Source organism: Jatrophihabitans sp. GAS493 (assembly GCF_900230215.1).
Classification (GTDB): Bacteria; Actinomycetota; Actinomycetes; order Mycobacteriales; family Jatrophihabitantaceae; genus MT45.
Genome location: NZ_LT907982.1, coordinates 2,147,165 through 2,164,409 on the forward strand (window position 1 = coordinate 2,147,165; position 17,245 = coordinate 2,164,409).

At 66.8% G+C, this 17,245-nt stretch carries 13 protein-coding genes; 2 read left to right on the forward strand and 11 right to left on the reverse strand.

Translation table 11 applies throughout. The features are described from left to right. Positions 1-30: 30 nt before the first annotated feature. The 9 genes from CPH63_RS09900 to CPH63_RS09945 form a co-directional block, all read right to left on the reverse strand. Positions 31-1,188, reverse strand: a complete 1,158-nt coding sequence (locus CPH63_RS09900; protein WP_096302814.1) for an acyl-CoA dehydrogenase family protein — start codon at positions 1,186-1,188, stop codon at positions 31-33. After that, a complete protein-coding gene (locus CPH63_RS09905) occupies positions 1,185-3,269 on the reverse strand; it encodes a biotin carboxylase N-terminal domain-containing protein (RefSeq protein ID WP_096302815.1) in 2,085 nt (694 codons plus the stop codon). Before CPH63_RS09905 ends, CPH63_RS09900 begins: the two co-directional genes overlap by 4 nt. After that, the gene (locus CPH63_RS09910; RefSeq protein ID WP_172892193.1) at positions 3,266-4,864 is read right to left on the reverse strand and encodes an acyl-CoA carboxylase subunit beta; all 1,599 of its coding nucleotides are present in this window, start codon (positions 4,862-4,864) and stop codon (positions 3,266-3,268) included. Before CPH63_RS09910 ends, CPH63_RS09905 begins: the two co-directional genes overlap by 4 nt. A gap of 190 nt (positions 4,865-5,054) precedes the next feature. After that, positions 5,055-6,230: an acyl-CoA dehydrogenase family protein gene (locus CPH63_RS09920; protein ID WP_197704653.1), complete on the reverse strand. Its 1,176-nt coding sequence runs from the start codon at positions 6,228-6,230 to the stop codon at positions 5,055-5,057. Then, on the reverse strand, positions 6,227-7,927 hold the full coding sequence (locus tag CPH63_RS09925) for an acyclic terpene utilization AtuA family protein (RefSeq protein WP_096302817.1): 1,701 nt from the start codon (positions 7,925-7,927) through the stop codon (positions 6,227-6,229). Before CPH63_RS09925 ends, CPH63_RS09920 begins: the two co-directional genes overlap by 4 nt. Then, the gene (locus tag CPH63_RS09930) at positions 7,924-8,733 is read right to left on the reverse strand and encodes a TIGR03084 family metal-binding protein (RefSeq protein WP_096302818.1); all 810 of its coding nucleotides are present in this window, start codon (positions 8,731-8,733) and stop codon (positions 7,924-7,926) included. Before CPH63_RS09930 ends, CPH63_RS09925 begins: the two co-directional genes overlap by 4 nt. A gap of 84 nt (positions 8,734-8,817) precedes the next feature. Next, positions 8,818-9,720 (reverse strand): TIM barrel protein, encoded by a 903-nt coding sequence (locus tag CPH63_RS09935; RefSeq protein ID WP_096302819.1) that lies wholly within the window; start codon positions 9,718-9,720, stop codon positions 8,818-8,820. Next, positions 9,717-10,748: a Gfo/Idh/MocA family oxidoreductase gene (locus CPH63_RS09940; protein ID WP_096302820.1), complete on the reverse strand. Its 1,032-nt coding sequence runs from the start codon at positions 10,746-10,748 to the stop codon at positions 9,717-9,719. The genes CPH63_RS09935 and CPH63_RS09940 overlap by 4 nt, the downstream gene beginning before the upstream one ends. Positions 10,749-10,786: 38 nt before the next feature. Then, on the reverse strand, positions 10,787-11,974 hold the full coding sequence (locus CPH63_RS09945; RefSeq protein ID WP_096302821.1) for a phytanoyl-CoA dioxygenase family protein: 1,188 nt from the start codon (positions 11,972-11,974) through the stop codon (positions 10,787-10,789). 111 nt (positions 11,975-12,085) lie between these two features. On the opposite strand from CPH63_RS09945, the gene CPH63_RS09950 reads away from it, so the two are divergent. Next, on the forward strand, positions 12,086-13,120 hold the full coding sequence (locus CPH63_RS09950) for a LacI family DNA-binding transcriptional regulator (RefSeq protein WP_096302822.1): 1,035 nt from the start codon (positions 12,086-12,088) through the stop codon (positions 13,118-13,120). A gap of 27 nt (positions 13,121-13,147) precedes the next feature. Here the strand turns inward: CPH63_RS09950 and CPH63_RS09955 are convergent, their stop codons facing one another. After that, a complete protein-coding gene (locus CPH63_RS09955; protein ID WP_157749429.1) occupies positions 13,148-14,452 on the reverse strand; it encodes an HNH endonuclease signature motif containing protein in 1,305 nt (434 codons plus the stop codon). Positions 14,453-14,717: 265 nt separating this feature from the next. Further along, positions 14,718-15,119 carry a MauE/DoxX family redox-associated membrane protein gene (locus tag CPH63_RS09960; RefSeq protein ID WP_096302824.1) on the reverse strand — a complete coding sequence of 134 codons (402 nt, stop codon included), beginning with the start codon at positions 15,117-15,119 and terminating at the stop codon, positions 14,718-14,720. Positions 15,120-15,427: 308 nt separating this feature from the next. On the opposite strand from CPH63_RS09960, the gene ctaD reads away from it, so the two are divergent. Continuing rightward, positions 15,428-17,236: a cytochrome c oxidase subunit I gene (gene ctaD, locus CPH63_RS09965; protein WP_096305057.1), complete on the forward strand. Its 1,809-nt coding sequence runs from the start codon at positions 15,428-15,430 to the stop codon at positions 17,234-17,236. The last annotated feature ends 9 nt before the right edge of the window (positions 17,237-17,245 follow it).

Sequence of the window (17,245 nt, forward strand, 5' to 3'; positions counted from 1 at the left end):
GGTGTGGGTACGGGCCGGTTCGGGTCTGGGTCAGTACGACTTCGGCAGGTTCAGGCTGAATTGGGCCACGAAGTTGAGGATCATCTCGCGGCTCACCGGCGCGATCCGGCTCACCCGCGAGGTGGCTAGCAGCGTGCCCAGGCCGTATTCGCTGGCCAGGCCGTTTCCGCCGAGCGTCTGCACGGCCTGATCCACCACGTGCGCGGTGGCTTCGGCGGCGGCGTACTTGGCCATGTTGGCCGATTCCCCGGCCCCCATGTCGTCGCCGCTGTCATACAGCGAGGCCGCCTTCTGCATCATCAGCCGGGCCAGTTCGAGCTCGATCTTGGCCTGGGCCAGCGGATGGGCGATGCCCTGGTGCGAGCCGATCGGCTTCCCCCACACCGAACGCTCATTGGCGTACTTGGTCGCCTTGTTCATCGCATAGCGCCCAGTCCCGACGCTGAGCGCGGCGGCCATGATTCGCTCCGGGTTGAGGCCCGCGAAGAGCTGGGCCAGCGCCGCGTCCTCCTCGCCGATAAGGGCGTCCGACGGCACCCGAACGTCGTCCAGGAAGACCATGAACTGCCGGTCCGGCATCACCAGATCCATCTCGATCGGGTTGAACTCAAAGCCCGGCGCGTCGGTCGGGACCGCGAAGAGGACGGGCTTGAGCCGGCCGCTCTTGGCATCCTCGGTGCGGCTGACCACCAGCACGTGATCGGCCTGGTCGACTCCGGAGATGTAGATCTTGCGACCAGTGAGCAACCAGTCGTCACCGTCGCGGCGCGCCGTCGTCGTGATCCGGTGGGAGTTGGAGCCGGCGTCCGGTTCGGTGATCCCGAAGGCCATGATCTGCGATCCGTCGCTGAGTCCGGGCAGGAAGCGCTGCTTCTGCTCGGCGGTTCCGAAGCGGCTGATCACCGTCCCACAGATCGCCGGAGAGACGACCATCATCAGCAGGCCGTTGCCGGCGGCGCCGAGCTCCTCCTGGACCAGCGCCAGCTCGAACATTCCGGCCCCACCGCCGCCGTACTCCTCGGGGAGGTTCACCCCGAGAAAGCCGAGCTTTCCGGCCTCGTTCCAGAGTTCGGTGAGCGGCTCGTGGGCGCGGGCCTTGGTCAGCGTGTAGTCGTGGCCGTACTTCGCTGCGAGCTCGGCGACGGCGGCGCGGAGGGCTGACTGCTCCTGGGTCTCGGTGAAGTTCACGCGGACTCTCCTTCGGTGGATGGGCTGCTAGCGGGGTCAGGGGTGATGGGGGTGTCGGGGCTTGTGCGGGTGTCAGGGCTTATAGGGCTGTTGGGGCTCACTACGGCCAGGACGGCGCCGACCTCGACCTGATCGCCGACGGCCACCGGCAGTTCGCTGATCACGCCGTCGATCGGCGCACTGATCTGATGCTGCATCTTCATCGCCTCCAGCGTCAGCAGCGGCTCTCCGGCGCTGACCACAGCGCCGACCACCGCCTCGACCCGGATCACCGATCCGGGCATCGGGGCGAGTAGCGACCCGGCCGCGAGCTGTGTGCTCGGGTCGGCGAATCGTTCGACTCGCTGCAGCGCCACCGATCCAGCCGCTGATTCCACGTAGATCGACTGATCCTCCGCATAGCGGGCGACCGTGAAGTGCCGCCGCACGTCCTCGACCTCGAGCACCACCTCGGTCGGGGTGAGGCTGAGCAGTCGAGCGTCGGGGTGCTGCTCGCAGACCAGCCCCGTTCGGTCGAGCCGGTACTCGACCGACAACTGCCGATCGCCGTGCTGGAAGGTGCTTCGCTGACTCTGGGAGACGACGTTGCGCCAGCCGCTGGGCAGTCGGGGCTGGGTCGTGGCCGCCGCCCGGCGGTCGGCGGCATCGGCCAGGGCCGCGGCCAGCGCGCTGAGCTCCACCGTCGGTTGATCAGCCAGCGGTGTCGACAGGGTTCCCGCCGTTGCGTCGCTCGCCCCGCCGTGGGTGGCGAAGAACGCGGTGTCGGTATCGCCGGCCAGGAAGGCCGGATGCCGCAGCACATTAACCAGCAGGTCCCGGTTGGTGACGAGCCCGTGCAGCCTGGTACGCGCGAGGGCGGCGGCGAGCATCGTCGCCGCCTCGATGCGGTTCGGGGCCCAGCTGATCACCTTGGCCAGCATCGGGTCGTAGTGAATCCCGACCTGCCGGCGGACGCCTCCGGTGCCGATGCCCGAGTCCAGCCGAACCCCGTGGCGGGGCGGGACCTCGAAGTGAGCGGCGACGTCGGGTACCTCGAAGTGCTGCACCGATCCACTCTGCGGCTGCCAGCCGGCGGCCGGATCCTCGGCGTAGAGGCGAGCCTCGATGCTGTGGCCGGAGACGGCGGGAGGCCCGGCCGGCAGCTGTTCGCCGTTGGCGACGCGGATCTGCCAGGCGACCAGATCCAGCCCGGTGGTGCACTCGGTGACCGGGTGCTCGACCTGCAGGCGAGTGTTCATCTCCAGGAAGTAGAAGCGGCCCTCCTCGTCGGCCAGGAACTCGACCGTCCCCGCCCCGACGTAGCCGATCGCCTCCGCCGCCAGCCGGGCAGCCTCGAAGAGGCGTTCGCGCATCCCCGGGGTGCGCTCGACCAGGGGCGAGGGGGCCTCCTCGATCACCTTCTGGTGGCGCCGCTGGATGGAGCACTCCCGCTCGCCGACCGTCCAGACCCGGCCGTGCGAATCAGCCAGAATCTGCACCTCGATGTGATGGCCGGTAGCGAGGTAGGGCTCGCAGAAGACGGTGTCGTCACCGAAGGCCGAGCGGGCCTCAGCCTGGGCCGCCGCCAGTTCCGCCGGCAGGGCGGCGACGTCCCGGACGATCCGCATCCCCCGGCCGCCACCCCCGGCCGATGCCTTGATAAGCACGGGCAGATCGGCGCTGGTGATGCTCTCCGGCTCGAGTTGGCTCAGCGTCGGAACGCCGGCCTTGGCCATCAGAAGCTTGGCCTCGATCTTGCTCCCCATCGACTCGATAGCCGCAACCGGTGGTCCGATCCAGGTGAGGCCGGCATCGATCACGGCGGCCGCGAAGCCGGCGTTCTCGGAGAGGAAACCGTACCCGGGGTGGATGGCGTCGGCGCCCATCCGCCGCGCGGCGGCCACGATGAGCTCACCCCGCAGGTAAGTATCAGCCGGGGCGGAGCCGGGGAGACGGGCCGCGACATCGGCCTGCTGCAGGTACCCCGCGTCGGCATCAGCGTCGGAGTAGACGGCGGCGGTGGAGATGCCGAGGGTGCGGCAGGTGCGGAAGACTCGGGCCGCGATCTCGCTGCGGTTCGCGACCAGAACTCGCGTGATCATGTGCGGAACACCCCGTAGTGACGGGCACCTTCAACCGGCGCCGTGTGGATGGCGGAGAGGCAGAGTCCGAGCACGGTGCGGGTGTCACGGGGGTCGATGATCCCGTCGTCCAGTAGCCGCCCGGACATGAATTTGGCCAGTGATTCGTTCTCGATCTGCGCCTCGACGTAGGCCTTCATCTGCGCGTCGCCGGCCTCGTCATAGACCTGCCCGCGGCCCTCAGCCGCCTGCCTCGCCACGATGGAGATCACCCCGGCCAGCTGGGCCGGACCCATCACCGCCGACTTTGCGCTGGGCCAGGTGAAGAGGAAGCGGGGGTCGTAAGCCCGTCCGCACATGCCGTAGTTGCCGGCGCCGTAGGAGGCGCCCATGACCACGGTCAGGTGTGGGACGGTGGAGTTGGAGACCGCGTTGAGCATCATCGCGCCATGCTTGATGATGCCACCCTGCTCGTACTCCTTGCCGACCATGTAACCAGTGGTGTTCTGCAGGAAAAGTAGGGGTGTGTTGCTCTGATTGGCCAGCTGGATGAACTGCGTCGCCTTCTGTGCCTCCTCGCTGAAGAGGACTCCGCGAGCGTTGGCCAGGATGCCGATCGGGTAGCCGTGCAGGCGGGCCCAGCCGGTGACCAGGCTCGTCCCGTAGAGCGGCTTGAACTCGTCGAAGTCGCTGGCGTCGACGATCCGGGCGATCACCTCGCGCGGGTCGAAGGGAACCTTCAGGTCGGCTCCGACGATGCCGAGGAGATCCTCCTCGTCATACTTCGGGGCGATCACCTCCGGGTAGGGCGCCGGTCCCTGCTTCTGCCAGTTCAACCGGGCGACGATCTGCCGTCCGAGGCGGATGGCGTCACTCTCGTCGACGGCCAGGTAGTCGGCCAGCCCGGAGGCGCGGGCATGCATCTCCGCCCCGCCCAGCGACTCGTCGTCGGAGTCCTCGCCGGTGGCCATCTTCACCAGCGGTGGCCCGGCCAGGAAGACCTTGGCCCGCTCCTTGACCATCACGACGTGATCGCTCATGCCCGGGATGTAGGCACCGCCGGCGGTCGAGTTGCCGAAGACCAGGGCGACGGTGGGGACGCCGGCCGCCGAGGCTCGGGTCAGGTCGCGGAAAGTGCGGCCGCCGGGGACGAAGATCTCCTTCTGCGTAGGCAGATCGGCGCCGCCGGACTCGACCAGGCTGATCGTGGGCAGCCGGTTCTCGCGGGCGATCTGGGCCGCCCGGAATGCCTTCTGCAGGGTCCACGGATTGCTGGCCCCACCGCGGACGGTCGGGTCATTGGCGTTGATCAGGCATTCGACCCCGCTGACGACGCCGATGCCGGTGACGACGCTGGCACCGACGGCGAAATCACTGCCCCAGGCGGCTAGCGGGGAGAGCTCCAGGAAGGGCGAATCCTGGTCCAGGAGCAACTCGATGCGCTCGCGGGCCAGTAACTTTCCACGGGCGTGGTGGCGTTCGCTGTACTTCGGCCCGCCCCCGGCGACCGCCTTCGCCTGCTCGGCCTGCAGGTCGGCGAGCTTCTCCAGCATCGACTCGCGGTTCGCGCTGAACTCAGCCGACCGATTGTCCAGCCGCGACGGTAGAACTGTCATGCTGCATTAACCTGGTCTTCGCTGGCGCTCATCCCGTGATTCGCTCCGGTCCTCGCTCGTACCTCGCTGCGATCCTCACTCATGGCATCCCTCTGGTCTTCGCTGGCGCTCATCCCGTGATTCGCTCCGGTCCTCGCTCGTACCTCGCTGCGATCCTCACTCATGGCATCCGTCTGGTCTTCGCTGGCGCTCATTCGGTGAATCCCAATCTCTTCGCGGCCAATCCCATGAGAATCTCGGTGGTTCCGCCGCCGATGCCGAGGATGCGCATATCGCGATACTGCCGCTCGACCTCGCATTCGCGCATATAGCCCAGGCCGCCGTGCAGCTGAACCGCCTTGTTCACGACCCACTCTCCAGCCTCGACCGCGCTGTTCTTGGCGAAGCAGACCTCGGCGATGAGATCGGTCTCGCCGGCGGCCGAACGCCGGGCCAGTTCGCGGGTGTAGACGCGGACCAGGTCGATGCGCTGCGCCATCTCGGTCAGTGTGTTCTGCACGCTCTGCCGGGAGATGAGCGGGCGGTCGAAGGTGCGGCGCGTCCGGCACCACTGCAGCGTCAGATCGAGTGAACGCTGCGCACTGGAGTAGGCCTGCACGGCGAGGCCGATACGTTCGGCCACGAAGTTCTGGGCGATCTGGATGAAGCCGGAGTTCTCCGGGCCGATCAGGTTGGCCGCCGGCACCGATGTGTCGACGAAGCTCAACTCGGCGGTGTCCGAGCAGAGCCACCCCATCTTCTCCAGCTTGCGGCTCACGGTGAACCCGGCGGTGCCCTTCTCGATCACCAGCAACGAGATCCCGTGAGCGCCGGGGCCGCCGGTGCGCACGGCCGTGGTGACAAAGTCGGCCCGGCACCCCGACGTTATATAGGTCTTCGCCCCGTTGACGACGAAGTGATCGCCGTCGCGACGGGCGGTGGTGCGGATGTTCGCCACGTCCGAGCCGCCCTCGGGTTCGGTGATCGCCAGTGCTCCGATCAGCTCGCCGGCCAGAGTCGGGGCGACCCAGCGGGCGATCTGACCCCGGTCACCGGCGGCGGTGATGTGCGGCACCGCGATCCCGCTGGTGAAGAGTGAGGCGAAGAGACCACCGGCGGCCCCGTCGTAATGCAGTTGCTCGCAGAGTGTCAGTGCGTCGAGGCCGTCACCGCCACTGCCGCCGACCGACTCGTCGAAACCGATGCCGAGCAGACCCAGCTCGGCGGCCCGTCGGTGCAGTGATCGGGGCAGCTCACCAGCCCGCTCCCATTCGTCCTGGAACGGCAGCACATCGCGGCGCATGAAGCCCGAGACGCTCTGCCGAAGCAGTCGCGTCCGCTCCTCCCGTGACTCCGTCCGGTTCAGCGGGGACGCAGCGGCGGTCACAGCAGTACCTCCGGAATCTCAACGACGCGCGCCCGCAGCCACTCACCGATCGCCTTGGCCTGCGGATCGAAGCGGTACTGCGAGGCCACGCCGTCGCCGAGGATCCCGTCGATCACGAAGTTCAGCGCCCGAAGGGAACCGAAGACGTGCCGGGTGACCTCCAGATCACGGGCCTCGGGGAGCAGTTCCTTGAACTTCTCGACGGTGAGCGCATGGGCCAGCCAGCGCCACTCGGGGTCGCTACGGACCCACACGCCGACGTTGGCGCTGCCGCCCTTGTCGCCGCTGCGGGCCCCGACCACGGTCCCGAGCGGCTCCCGGCGGGTTGCTCCACTGGGCAGCGGGGCCGGAAGCGGCGGCTCGTCGACGCCGGCCAGCGGCAGCGTCTCACCCGCCGGGGCGATGGGGTACGGAGTCGGTTCGCCGCCGTCTCCGAGGTCCAGCTGGGCGACCTGCGAGACGACGTGGGCGTCCACGTACGCCGGGTCGAAGACGCCGTAGATCGAGGCATCGGCCGGCGGAGCGGTGACGTGGAAGCCGGGGTAGCTGGCCAGCGCCAGCTCGATACCGGCGTTGGCGAAACGGCGGCCGATCGCCTTCGGATCGGAGGATCGGACCACGCAGCGCAGCTGGGCGCTGGCCGTCTCCTCGGTGTCGGCGTCGGCCTGATCGGTGCGGGCCAGGGTCCAGCTGGCGTCGGCCGGTATGACCTTCTCCAGTTGCTCGCGGAGCAGACGGGCCTTCTCCTCGATCTGCAATCCGGTGAGGACGAAGGTGACCTCATTGCGGAACCCGCCGATGACGTTGCGCCCGACCTTCAGCGTCGGTGGCGGTGGTTCTCCCTTGGCGCCGCTGATCCGCACCCGATCCTCGCCGAGCTGGCGAAGGTCAAGGGTGTCGAATCGGGCGGTGACGTCCGGCCCGGCGTAGCGGGCGCCGGCGATCTCATACAGCAACTGCGCGGTGACGGTTCCGACGCTGACGGCGCCGCCCGTACCAGGATGCTTGGTGATGATGCTGCTGCCGTCCGCGAAGACCTCAGCGATCGGGAAGCCCGGATGCTGCAGGTCGGCGATCTCGGTGAAGAAGGAGTAGTTGCCGCCGGTGGCCTGGGTTCCGCACTCGATGACGTGCCCGGCCACGACCGCGCCGGCCAGGGCGTCGTAGTCAGTGCGACCCCAGCCGTAGTGCGCGGCGGCCGGCCCGACGACGAGCGAGGCGTCGGTGACCCGACCGGTGACGACGATGTCAGCCTTGTTCTTCAGACACTCCGCGATGCCCCAGGCGCCGAGATAGGCGTTGGCGGTGAGGGGTGTGCCGAGTTGGAGCTCCTCGGCCCGGGGGAGTAGATCGTCGCCCGTCACATAGCCGATGCGCGGGTGCAGGCCGAGCTCGTCGCTCAGCGCGCGCAGCGCCTGCGCCAGCCCGCTGGGGTTGAGGCCGCCGGCGTTGGCGACGATGGTCACGTTGCGCTCCAACGCGAGGCTCAGGCAGTCGCGGACCTGGCGCAGGAACGTCTTGGCGTATCCGAGCTGAGGGGCCTTCAGCCGGTCTCTCCCGAGAATGAGCATGGTCAACTCGGCCAGGTAGTCCCCGGTGATGACATCAACATCGCCGCCTTCGAGCATCTCCTGCATCGCGGAGTACCGATCCCCATAGAAACCCGACACATTCCCGATGCGCAGTGGTTCTCTCACGATCCGCCGCCAGTTGCTGCGGGTGTCTGGTCAGCGCCCGCGGCCCGCCCCAGGCCGGGCTGGCCGGCGAAGGCCTGGGCGATCGGCAGCCAGTTCGCCGCCTCTCCGGTGGCGACGATGCCCAGGTCGTCGCGGTGGCGACGCTGGGTCACCAGGAGGCAGAAGTCCAGCGCCGATCCGCTGATCCGATCGCTGGAATCGTCCGGACCCCAACTCCAGAGGTGGCCGTCCGGTGCGATGAGTTCGACCCGGAAGGGGGCCGTCGGTGGAGTGCGGTCGTTGACGAGGTAGGCGAAGTCGCGCGTGCGAACGCCCAGATGGGCGATGTTGCGCAGTCGGGCGGTGGGAGTTCGGCTGATCCCCAACGCATCGGCAATGTCCTGGCCGTGGGCCCAGGTCTCCATGATGCGGGCGGTGGCCATCGACGTCGGGCTCATCGGCGGCCCGTACCAGGGCAGCTTCACCGTCGGGTCGCAGCTCAGTAGGCGGTCGGCCAGCGCGGCCCGTCCGGTCCGCCACTGGGTGAGCAGTTCGCCGCGGGGCCGTTGCGCACCGGCGGCGGCCGCATCGTCGACGTAGGTCGCGGCGTGCGGGATCGCCGCCTGCAGATCTCGGGCGAAGGCGTCCCGGTCGGTTGTGGCGAGTAGCGATTTCTGGTCGGTCCAGGCCAAGTGGGCGATCTGGTGGGAGATCGTCCATCCCTCGGCCGGGGTGAAGACGCTCCAGTCCGGTGCGGCGTCGACTATTGCGTCGAGTTCGGTGCCCTCATTGATGAGGTCGCCGACGATGCCGGGGAGGTCGCTCATGCAGCCATGCTGACACCTTGAGCCGAAACAAGCAAGCGCGCCTGATTGTTTTTCCGTAGGGCTCCTGCATTGACTGCAGGTCGGCTAGCCGGTCAGTGAACCCTTCCCGAGGAGATTGCGCAGGTGCTCGGCGCTGCTCCAGACATCCGCCACCGGACCCTCGCCGGCTGGCTCCTCGGTGAGGATGGTGTCCTGCTCGAGCACGTACCAGCCGTCGTACCCGCTGCCGGTGAGGTCGCCCACGATGGATTCGAAGTTGACGTCCCCGGTCCCGAGTGGGCGGTACATGCCGTGCCGTACCCCCTCGGTGTAGCTCAACCGCCCGGAACGCACCTTGGCTGCGATCGTGTCGTCGACGTCCTTGAAGTGGGTGTGGGCAATTCGCTCCGGAGCCTGGCGGGTCAGCTCGGCCGGGTCCGTGCCGCCGATGAGCAGGTGCCCGGTATCCAGGCAGAGCGATATCGACGTGCCGTCGAGTACTCGCTGCACCTCGACGCCGTTCTCCACCATCGTGCCGACGTGCGGGTGCAGCACCGCGCGCACTCCACGTTCGGCGGCCAGGTCGGAGATGCGTCCGAGGTTTGCCAGGAGCCGGTTCCAGCCGTCCTCGTCCAGGGTCGGGCGAGTGTCGTAGCCGTCCAGACCGCTCACCGCCGACAGCACCAGCACCTTCGCGCCGGTGGCTGCGTAGCTGGCCAACAGGCGCTCGATCTCGCTCAGTGGGTCGTGCTCCGCGGAGTGCAGCAGCACCGGGGTAAACCCACCGATCGCCTGTAATTCATGGGCCTTCAGCAACCCCGCCATGGCTTCTGGGTCCTCCGGCAGGAAGCCGTCCGGGCCGAATTCAGTGGCGGAGAGTCCAACCTCGCGCATCTCACCGAGGACCCGGTCAGTGCCGAGCTGATAGCCCCACCCGGGCACTTCGCAGACTCCCCAGGAGATCGGTGCGCCGGCGATCTTGCGGCTCGACTGCGTCTGGTCATTCATGCCGATGCTCCCTGCAATGCGGTCGCGTCGGCGGCCACTTCATCGATACGGATGGGTCGGTGCTCGCGGTAGGAACGTGTCGCCGCCTCCGCGATCTGCTCCGCATACAGTGCGTCCTCAAGCGTGCAGGGTGACGGGCGCTGGCCGGCGACGACTTCGGTGAAGGCCTCGAGTTCGGCGCGGTAGGCCGGCAGGAAGCGCTCCATGAACGCCGGATACGGGGTCCCTGCGGGGAAGGCGACTCCCGGCTCGACCGAGCGCAGCGGAAGGCGGTCGTCCATCCCCGCGCTGATGCTGTCGGCTGAGCCATGGACCTCCAGACGGACGTCGTAGCCGCGTGCGTTGTACCGGGTGTTCGAGACCAGAGCCAGCGTGCCGTCGTCCAGGGTCAGCAGCGCGGACGCGGTGTCGACGTCATCGGCCTCGGCGAAGAAGTCGGCCCCCTTGTTGCTCCCGGCGGCGTATACCTCGACGACCTCCCGGCCGGTGACCCAGCGGATGATGTCGAAGTCGTGCACCGCGCAGTCGCGGAAGAGTCCACCGCTGCCGGCGATGTATTCGGCCGGCGGCGGGGAGGGGTCCAGAGTGGTTGAGCGGAGCGTGTGCAACCACCCCAGCTCGCCGGTCAATACCGCATCTCGGGCCGCCCGGAAACCGGCGTCGAAGCGACGCTGGTAGCCGATGTGCACCGGCGTAGATGATCCGGCAACGCGACTGAGCAGGCCGGTACTCTCGGCCAGGCTGCCGCTGATCGGCTTCTCGCAGAAGACGGGAATCTCGGCCTCGACGGCCGCGGTCAGCAACTCGGCGTGGGCGCCGGTGCCGGCCGCGATCACCAGCCCGTCGATGCCCGAGCGGAGGAGCGTCGCGACCGAGTCGACGGCCTCCGCTCCGATGCGCGCGGCTACCGACTGGGCGAGCGCGGGCTGGAAGTCGGTGATGACGAGGGAGTCGACGCTGGACAGTGCACTGAGTGTGTCGGCGTGAAATCCGCCGATTCTGCCGAGACCGACGAGTCCGAGACGCATGAGAGACCTTTCGCTTTGCTGTGACTGGGGGAGTTGGGTCAGACGCCGGATTCGCGGTGGCGTCCGTGAGTGGCCAGCGCATCGCTGAAGCGGCCGGAACCCCAGCTATCGCGGACGGCCTGGCTCAGAAGTTCGGCCTGGGTGAGCGGCGCGAGTCCATTGATCGGGCGATCCCGGTCCAGGTTCGTCGGGAAGGCGTATCCCTCAGCGGTGGCGGCGACGATGTTGTCGATCGCCCGCTGTTCCACGCCGGCGCTCTGCATTCGCTGCAGAATTGGCAGCAGGGCCCGGCACATCGCGGGACGGTTCACCGTCTCCATCGCCCGTCCGAAGGCTGAGGAGATCTGTAGCAGGTTCGCCATTCGCTTCACGTTGGTCGAGTGGTTACTGCCCGCACCGTGAAAGAGGGCCGGATTGAAGAAGACCGCGTCGCCCGCCTGCAGCGGCAGCTGGACGTAGTTCTCGTTGAAATACTGGGTAACTTCCGGGCGGTGAAAAGCCAGGTAGCCATCGGCCAGCTTCTGGGAATGCGGCAGGTACATCGTCGGCCCGGAGACGACAGGCATGTCGCAGTGGGCGATCGCGCCCTGCAGCGTGAGCGCAGGCGTGAGCTGATGAGTGTGCGCCGGATAGGCCCGACTCTGCTCACTGGACATGAATCCCAGGTGGTAGTCACGGTGGGCCACCTGCGCCGCTCCACCCGGATTGACCACGTTTACCTGGGAGACCACCTGGTAGTTGGGACCCAGCCAGGCCTCGGCGGCCAGCGCGACGACGTCGTTGGCGTAGTACTCGGCGAAGAGTTCGGGGTCGCGCAGGGCGAACTTGTCGAGAGCGCCCCAGATGCGGTCGTTGGCTCCCGGCTTGGCGAAGTGATCGCCGGTCGCGAGGCCGGCCGCGTGCTGCTCACGAATCATCGACTCGAAGAGCGCGCTGGTCCGATCCAGGATCGCGCGGTCGGCGATGGCCGCCCGGAAGACGACTATGCCGGGCCCTTCCAGCAGGGCTTGCGCCAGTTCCAGCTGCAAGGCGCGGCGGCCCTCAGCCGAGGTGGCCGCCAATTGAGCCGTGGCGGCGTAGATGAGGACGTTCTGCTCGACGCTCTCCGCGAGCGGATAGTCCGCCAGTTCGGTCGTCGTGGTCGCCAGAATCCGCAGCTCCGCCAAGGAATCCGTCGTCTCGAAGAGCCCGGCGACGGGCTCCGGGCGCACATTGGTCGCCGTCATCGGCAAACCTTCTCTCGCGTCGGGGTGGCTTCGGGTCAGTTGCTAGCCTAGGGCGGGAAATACATCAGTCAACGCCTGAAAGCCATCAAAAACCCATCATTTGGAGCAGTCTTGAAGCATCCGTTCCGATTGCGTGAGATCGCGGTGCAGGCCGGCTTGAGCGAGGCCACCGTGGATCGGGTCCTGAATCAGCGCGGCGGAGTTCGCGGTAGCACCGTGGCGCAGGTGCAGCAGGCGATCGAGGAACTGGACCGGCAGCGCGCGCAGTTGCGCTTAGGCGGTCGTACATTCCTGGTCGACGTAGTAGCCGAGACTCCGCAGCGCTTCTCCACTGCTGTGCGGGACGCGTTCGAGGCCGAGATGCCGTCGCTTCGGCCGGCCGTGATGCGCGGACGATTCCACTTTCGCGAGACATGGTCGGTCGAGGATCTGGTGGCGACTTTGGAGTCGATAGCCGGCCGCGGTTCGCATGGTGTGATCCTCAAGGCGCCTGATGTCGCTGCGGTGAACGACGCCGTGCAGCGTCTGAGCGCCCGCGGAATCCCGGTTGTGACGCTGACTACCGACCTTCCCCATAGCTCCCGGATCGCCTACATCGGTATCGACAATCGAGCGGCGGGAGCCACTGCGGCGTACCTGATCGACCAATGGCTAGGTGATCGTCCCGGCGATGTGTTGCTCACTCTCAGCAGCAGCGCCTTCCGCGGGGAGGAGGAGCGCGAGATGGGGTTTCGGGCTGCGATGAGAGCGAGCCCGTCGAGTCGAACCCTCATTGACATCACAGAGAGTCACGGCCTGGACGAGGTGCTGCGTGACATGGTGGTCGACGCGCTCAGGCGCAACCCAGACATCAAGGGTGTCTATTCGATCGGAGGCGGCAACAACGCGACGATCGAAGCCTTCGCCAGCAGCGGGCGCAAATGTCTGGCCTTCGTAGCCCACGACCTCGATCGGGACAACGTTCGTCTGCTGCAGCAGCGGCGGATCTCGGCCGTGCTGCATCACGACCTGGGCCAGGACATGAGGAACGCCGGACTGGCCATCATTCGGGCGCAGCACGCGCTGCCCGCTGCCCCGGCGGTTCTGCCATCGACGATCCAGGTCATCACGCCGCTGAACATGCCGTCGGTTTTCTCAGGTGCCTGACGCCGATAACCGCGGACTATTGAGTTCTTATACCGGTGGGCCGGTGGGTGGTGGTTCCCCTCGTCCTTTGGATCTGCCGCGGATGATCGGATCGTGCTGGTCGGTGTGGTGACGGGTGTTGCGGATCGCGCGGCGTTCTGGGTCGACCCACGTTGGCGGCCGCCACCACGGAACCCCGTCCTCCATGACCACCTCCCAACCCATCTTCTGGAAGGAGCGGTGATGGAAGCCGCAGAGCAGGCACATGTGGCCGACCGCGGTGATCCCACCATCCTGCCAGGGGCGTACGTGATGGGCCTCCGTCCACAATGCGGGCATCGAGCAGCCAGGAAAGGAACAACCGCGATCGCGGGCGAATAGAGCCAGTCGCATCGTCGGGGTTGCGCAGCGTTTCGTTCGCCCCACGTCCAGTACACCGCCGGATCGGCTCAGCGTGGTGGCGACGATCTCGGATTGATCCGCCAACTCCAACGCCTCGACAACCGAGATCAGATCGCCCCGCCCAGTGGTGGCATAGCCCCGACGCGTGGCGAGTTGTTCGTCGGTCATTGTCACCAGCACGGTGACCGGGACCCCGCCGGCTGAGGGGAGTCCGCCATCGGCCACTAAACGAGTGCACGCGTCTTGGAGCGCGTCGTGTCGGCGCTGTGGCGCGCTCCGGTCGTCAGGTGCGCCATCGACGGTGGCCGCTGGGGCGGAAAGGCTGTCCAGAACGGCGTCAACCATCGCCAAGCAGGCGGGCGTGAGGAATCCGCTAATCGTGGCGCCCCCGTGGCGGTGCCGGATCAGCTCGATGCCGCGTCTGCGTTGCACCTCTTCGTCTCGCGGCGGAACTCCATCGGGATTCAGATGAGCCAGAATTCGGGTCCCCAGCTGTGTCAGTTGACGTGGCGGCAGTTGTACGGCGGCCGATAGCAGCGCTGTGTAGGCAGCCTCGTGGTCAGTGACCGGAAGGTGACTGGGGACGGCCTCTACTGTCTCGCGGATCACCTTCGCGTGGCTGGCGCCGATGTGGCCATCACGCTGTAGCGCGGTCACTTCAGCGAATAGCGGGTCCAGCCTCTCGCCGGCCAGCCCGACGCGCGGGCCGAGGTCCTCTGCGGCCCGGACACGCGCTCTTGCCTCGCCGGCGTCGAGGCGCAGGACATGAGCGAGCAGGGCTGGCACCGAACCGAAGTTCAACTCCGAAGCGACCCCGCGCGTCGCCAGCTCGGTGATGAGCAGGTGATCGACCGCGACCAGTCGCCGCCGCTGCGCCTCCACGGATCGAACGACATCCAACAAGTCCTCCGACGGAAGCGTGGCTAGCTCAGCGTTGAGCAAGGCATCCACACCTGCCGTCAATATCGACGTCGTGCGTGCCATCGCTAGAGCAGTCACAGCTCTCACCCCCCGTGTTCGATATTAGTCGAACAACGAGGACTGAGCAATAAGAATCATCAATAAAAACAAGCACATTCTGCCGAGCAGGCGTTGGCGGGGGGGTCCCGCCGCGAACCTACATCAACCCGCCGACAGTTCGGAGTCGGTCATCCACAAGAGGTACGGCTGTCCACATATCAACCGCGAGTTCACCAATTCATCCGCGGATGGGATATCAGGAGCGCCGAGCGACCCGTAGCGCCCACACCACCAGGGGAGCCTGCAGTGGAAGCCGGGCCACCAGCGCCGCCTTCGCCGGCGCCGGCCGGTCGCGTCGATGAGCGTCGGCGGCCATCTTCACGTTCGCCGGGAAGACCGCTACGAAGAGCGCGGCCGCCGCGAGCGCGCCGAGACGACGCGATCGGGGCGCCGCCACCAGTGCGCCGACCCCCAGTTCGATCACGCCGGATCCGTAGGTCCACTGCCGGGGGGCTCCGGGAAGTTGAGTCGGAACCATCTGGTCGTAGAACTTCGGAGCCGCGAAGTGGGTGATTGCGGCACCGACCAGCAGTCCGGCCAAGCCCAAGGCCGAGCGCGACCGAGAAGGCGATAGCTCCGGCCTGAGGTACCCGGACATCGGAAGCGAGGATGGAAGCGACGATGGAAGCGAGGATGGAAGATCGGAGAGGGCGGAGCATCGCGAAAGGGAGCGCGAAGAGGGGCGCAAAGAGGGGCGCAAAGAGAGGAATGACATGGATGCACGATGCCACGCCGACTTTTCTATGAAGTAGCAGTGTGACTGCTGAGTCAATCGGCGGGAACGGACGCTCCGAGGCGCGGCGATCTTCCCCCGGTGGGCCTCATGTCGGAACCAGTGACTATTCTTCGTGGAAGGAGCGCCGAACAGCGTCCCGTCTACTGCTAGCGCTCTTGCCAGAGCCGATCATGCACGCTGGAGGCACGTTGACCACGACCGCAGAGCCGAGTACGTCGACGGACGCCGTCGAGGTACTTCCGACCACGATCGTCGCGCGTCCGTTCCCGACGCACGAGTCGGCCAAGGGCTCGGTCTTCGGCATGCTGCTGCGCACCACCGATCACAAGGTGATCGGTCGGATGTACTTCGTGACGTCCTTCGTCTTCTTCGCCATCGGCGGCGTCATGGCCCTGATGATGCGGGCCGAGCTGGCCCGTCCCGGCATGCAGTTCCTCTCTCCCGAGCAGTACAACCAGCTCTTCACGATGCACGGCACGATCATGCTGCTCTTCTTTGCCACGCCGCTGGTCTTCGCCTTCGCCAACCTGGTGCTCCCACTGCAGATCGGCTCGCCGGACGTCGCCTTCCCGCGTCTGAATGCCTTCTCGTACTGGCTGTACCTCTTCGGTGCAATCACCGCCTGCTCCGGCTTTTTCACTCCCGGCGGCGCGGCTGATGCCGGTTGGACGCTCTACTCGCCGCTCAACAACGAACTCAACTCTCCTGGCGCCGGCACCGACCTGTGGATCATCGGCCTCGCCATCTCGGGCCTCGGCACGATCCTGGGTGCGGTCAACATGATCACCACCGTGATCACGCTGCGCGCGCCGGGCATGACGATGTTCCGGATGCCGATCTTCACCTGGAACATCCTGGTGACCTCGATGTTGGTCCTTCTCGCGTTCCCGATCCTCACCGCCGCGCTGTTGGTGCTCTGGGTAGACCGCCACATGGGCGCACTCGTCTATGACCCGTCCAACGGTGGGGCCGTTCTGTACCAGCACTTGTTCTGGTTCTTCGGGCACCCCGAGGTGTACATCATCGCCCTGCCGTTCTTCGGCATCGTCACCGAAGTCTTCCCCGTCTTCAGCCGCAAGCCGCTCTTCGGCTACAAGGGTCTGGTGCTCGCGACCCTGAGCATCGCGGCGCTCTCGCTAACGGTGTGGGCTCACCACATGTTCACCACCGGCGCCGTCCTGCTGCCCTTCTTCTCGCTCATGACGTTCCTGATCGCCGTGCCGACGGGGCTGAAGTTCTTCGCATGGATCGGCACGATGTGGCGGGGCTCGATCACATACGAGACCCCGATGCTCTTCGCCATCGGATTCATGGTGACGTTCCTCTTCGGTGGTCTCACCGGAGTGCTGCTGGCCAGCCCGCCGGTCGACTTCCACGTCGCTGACACCTACTTTGTGGTGGCCCATTTCCACTACGTCCTCTTCGGCACCATCGTCTTCGCGGCATACAGCGGCGCATACTTCTGGTTCCCGAAGTTCACCGGCCGCTACCTCGACGAGCGTCTGGGCAAGGTCCACTTCTGGTTGACGTTCTTCGGCTTCCACGGCACGTTCCTGGTCCAGCACTGGCTGGGTGCGGAGGGCATGCCGCGCCGCTACGCCGACTACCTGGCCAGCGACGGTTTCACCACGCTTAACACCATCTCGACGGTGAGTTCCTTCGTTCTCGGCCTGTCGCTGCTGCCGTTCATCTACAACATGTACAAGTCCTATCGCTACGGCGAGGTTGTCACGGCCGAAGACCCGTGGGGCCACGGCAACTCCCTCGAGTGGGCCACTTCCTGCCCGCCGCCGCGGCACAACTTCGTCTCTATCCCGCGGATTCGCTCCGAGCGTCCGGCGTTTGAGTACCACTATCCGCACCTGCTCGACCGGCTCGAATCCGAAGCGCATGCCGGCCACAAGAGCCACAAGGTGCCCGTGGGCGCTGGGACGAGCACCGGTACCGACAGCCATACCGATCCTTCGAACGGCATCTGAGCCTCGCGG

Excerpts from the sequence above, each read along its gene's own strand:
- CPH63_RS09905 (WP_096302815.1), bottom strand. The coding sequence starts at position 3,269 with ATGATCACGCGAGTTCTGGTCGCGAACCGCAGCGAGATCGCGGCCCGA.
- CPH63_RS09910 (WP_172892193.1), bottom strand. The coding sequence starts at position 4,864 with ATGACAGTTCTACCGTCGCGGCTGGACAATCGGTCGGCTGAGTTCAGC.
- CPH63_RS09930 (WP_096302818.1), bottom strand. The coding sequence starts at position 8,733 with ATGAGCGACCTCCCCGGCATCGTCGGCGACCTCATCAATGAGGGCACC.
- CPH63_RS09935 (WP_096302819.1), bottom strand. The coding sequence starts at position 9,720 with ATGAATGACCAGACGCAGTCGAGCCGCAAGATCGCCGGCGCACCGATC.
- CPH63_RS09940 (WP_096302820.1), bottom strand. The coding sequence starts at position 10,748 with ATGCGTCTCGGACTCGTCGGTCTCGGCAGAATCGGCGGATTTCACGCC.
- CPH63_RS09945 (WP_096302821.1), bottom strand. The coding sequence starts at position 11,974 with ATGACGGCGACCAATGTGCGCCCGGAGCCCGTCGCCGGGCTCTTCGAG.
- CPH63_RS09960 (WP_096302824.1), bottom strand. The coding sequence starts at position 15,119 with ATGTCCGGGTACCTCAGGCCGGAGCTATCGCCTTCTCGGTCGCGCTCG.
- ctaD (WP_096305057.1), top strand. The coding sequence starts at position 15,428 with ATGCACGCTGGAGGCACGTTGACCACGACCGCAGAGCCGAGTACGTCG.